The 2,288-nt window shown below is 66.2% G+C and carries 3 protein-coding genes and 1 pseudogene; all 4 read left to right on the top strand.

Annotated features, from left to right (window positions below; all coding sequences use genetic code 11):
- A pseudogene (locus WBB14_RS09325) lies at positions 1-342 on the top strand (conjugal transfer protein TrbE); the annotation flags it as partial.
- On the top strand, positions 339-1,094 hold the full coding sequence (gene trbJ / locus WBB14_RS09320; RefSeq protein ID WP_424239570.1) for a P-type conjugative transfer protein TrbJ: 756 nt from the start codon (positions 339-341) through the stop codon (positions 1,092-1,094). The pseudogene WBB14_RS09325 and the gene trbJ, both read left to right, overlap by 4 nt.
- Before the next feature lie 11 nt (positions 1,095-1,105).
- Complete coding sequence (locus WBB14_RS09315) at positions 1,106-1,423, top strand: EexN family lipoprotein (RefSeq protein ID WP_424239569.1); 318 nt, start codon at positions 1,106-1,108, stop codon at positions 1,421-1,423.
- Positions 1,420-2,288 (top strand): P-type conjugative transfer protein TrbL (gene trbL, locus WBB14_RS09310; RefSeq protein WP_424239568.1); only part of this gene is annotated, 869 nt, incomplete at its 3' end. The genes WBB14_RS09315 and trbL, both read left to right, overlap by 4 nt.

The following is a 2,288-nucleotide window of genomic DNA, read 5'->3' as shown; positions in this document are numbered from 1 at the left end:
ATCTACGAGGGCTTCGGCCTCAACAGGCGGCAGATCGAAATCGTCGCCACCGCGCAGCCCAAGCGCGACTACTACTACCAATCCCGCCTCGGCAACCGCCTGTTCGACCTCGACCTGGGGCCGGCGGTGCTGGCCTTCGCGGGTGCCTCCACGCCGCAAGACCAGCGCGCCATCGGCGAGGTTCTTGATCGCGTGCTGCCGGATGCCGGCGTGCCCGGCTTCGCGGGCGCCTGGCTGCGCCATCGCGGCCTCGATTGGGCGGCCGATCTGCTGCCCTTGTTCCCCGGCCTCGCGCCGGGTTCCCTCCGCACCGCCAACCACCCCCAGGAGAGCCAACCATGAAATTGCATACCCCCAAGCTCGCCGCGCTGACCGCCGCCTGCGTGCTCGCATTCGGCATCGCGCAGCCCGCGCACGCGCTGTTCGGCGTCGGCGACATCGTGCTCGACCCGACCAATCTGGTGCAGAACACGCTCACCGCGGTTCGCACGCTGGAGCAGATCAACAACCAGATCCGCCAGCTCCAGAACGAAGCGCAGATGCTGATGAACCAGGCGCGCAACCTGGCCAGCCTGCCGTCCAGCGTGGTGGGCCAGTTGCGTGCGAACCTGGCGACCACCCAGCGCCTCATCGCGCAGGCCAAGGGCCTGGCCTACGACGTGACGAGCATCGACCGCGAGTTTGCGCGCCTGTATCCCGAGAAGTACGCCGCCACGGTCAGCGGCAATCAGATGTACCTCGATGCGCAGGAGCGTTGGAAGAACACGCTCAATGGCTTGCAGACCACCATGCAGATGCAGGCCCAGGCATCGCAGAACCTGAGCGACGACGAGAGCGTGCTGGCCGACCTCGTGGGCAAGAGCCAGTCGGCCGAAGGTGCGCTGCAGGCGATGCAGGCCATGAACCAGTTGCTGGCCCTGCAGGCCAAGCAGTCCATCCAGACACAGCGCCTGCAGATCACGCAGGATCGCGCAGCCTCGCTGGAACTGGCGCGGCAGGCTGCCGCCGTCGAGCGTGGCCGCGAGGTGAACCGGCGTTTCCTGGGCTCGGGAACGCCGTACACGCCGCAGCCCGTCAACTTCTACAACCGCTGACGGGTGATGCCATGAACCGCGTGATTGCTCTCTGCGGCTTTGTGCTCCTGCTGGCCGGTTGCGGCCAGCAGGAGGCGCCTTCGGTCGATGCGCTTTCGGCCAACCCGGCGCGGCTGCACGCGCTCAAGGCGCAGTGCCGCGCGGGCCAGCACGACGGCGCGTTTTGCGCGCAGGTGGCCCAGGCCGACCTGCGCCGTTTTCTCTCCGGCAAGGCCGAGGCCAGCGAATACCAGACGCTGGCCGACCTGCCGCCGATTCCGCCCAGCTTCGATGAACCCGCCGAGGAAGGCCAGGCCGTGGCCTTGTCCGTGCAGGAGGACTCACCATGAATGACGTTTCGGTCATCGACCGCTTTCTTGATGTTTTCTCACGCTACATCGACTCGGGCTTTGGGCTGTTGCACGGCGAGGTGGCATTCCTCACGGCCACACTGATCGTCATCGACATGACGCTCGCCGGGCTGTTTTGGGCGATGGGCCATGCCACCGGCCAGGGCGAGGACGTGATCGCCAAGCTGATCCGCAAGGTGCTGTACGTTGGTGCCTTCGCCTACATCATTGGCAACTTCAACTGGCTGGCCGGCATCGTGTTCCGCTCATTCGCGGGCCTCGGCCTGACGGCCAGCGGCTCGACTCTGAGCATGGAGAACTTCCTGCAGCCGGGCCGGCTGGCGAAGGTTGGCATCGACGCCGGGGCGCCGATCCTCGAACAGATCAAGGCGATGGCGGGCTTCCCCGAGGTGTTCATCAACCTCACGCCCATCGTCGTGATGTTCCTCGCGTGGCTGATCGTCATCCTGTGCTTCTTCGTGCTGGCGGTGCAGCTCTTCATCACGCTGATCGAGTTCAAGCTGACCACGCTCGCGGGCTTCGTACTGGTGCCGTTCGCCCTCTGGAACAAGACCGCGTTCTTGGCCGAGAAGGTGCTGGGCAATGTGGTGTCCTCGGGCATCAAGGTCTTGGTGCTGGCCGTCATCGTGGGCATCGGCTCGCAGTTGTTTGCCGAGTTCCAGGTGCATCCGGCCGAGCCGTCCATTGACCATGCGGTGGTCATCATGCTGGCCTCGCTGACCCTGCTGGCGCTGGGCATCTTCGGGCCGGGCATCGCCACTGGTTTGGTGTCCGGCGGGCCGCAGCTCGGAGCGGGCGCGATGGCCGGTGCTGCGCTGGGCGCGGCTGGCGCTGCGGTTGCTGT

The sequence above is a fragment of the Achromobacter sp. genome, from assembly GCF_049647645.1.
Classification (GTDB): domain Bacteria; phylum Pseudomonadota; class Gammaproteobacteria; order Burkholderiales; family Burkholderiaceae_B; genus Achromobacter.
The sequence above is the reverse complement of the archived record's forward strand: the minus strand, read 5'-3'. Positions and strand labels throughout refer to the sequence as shown.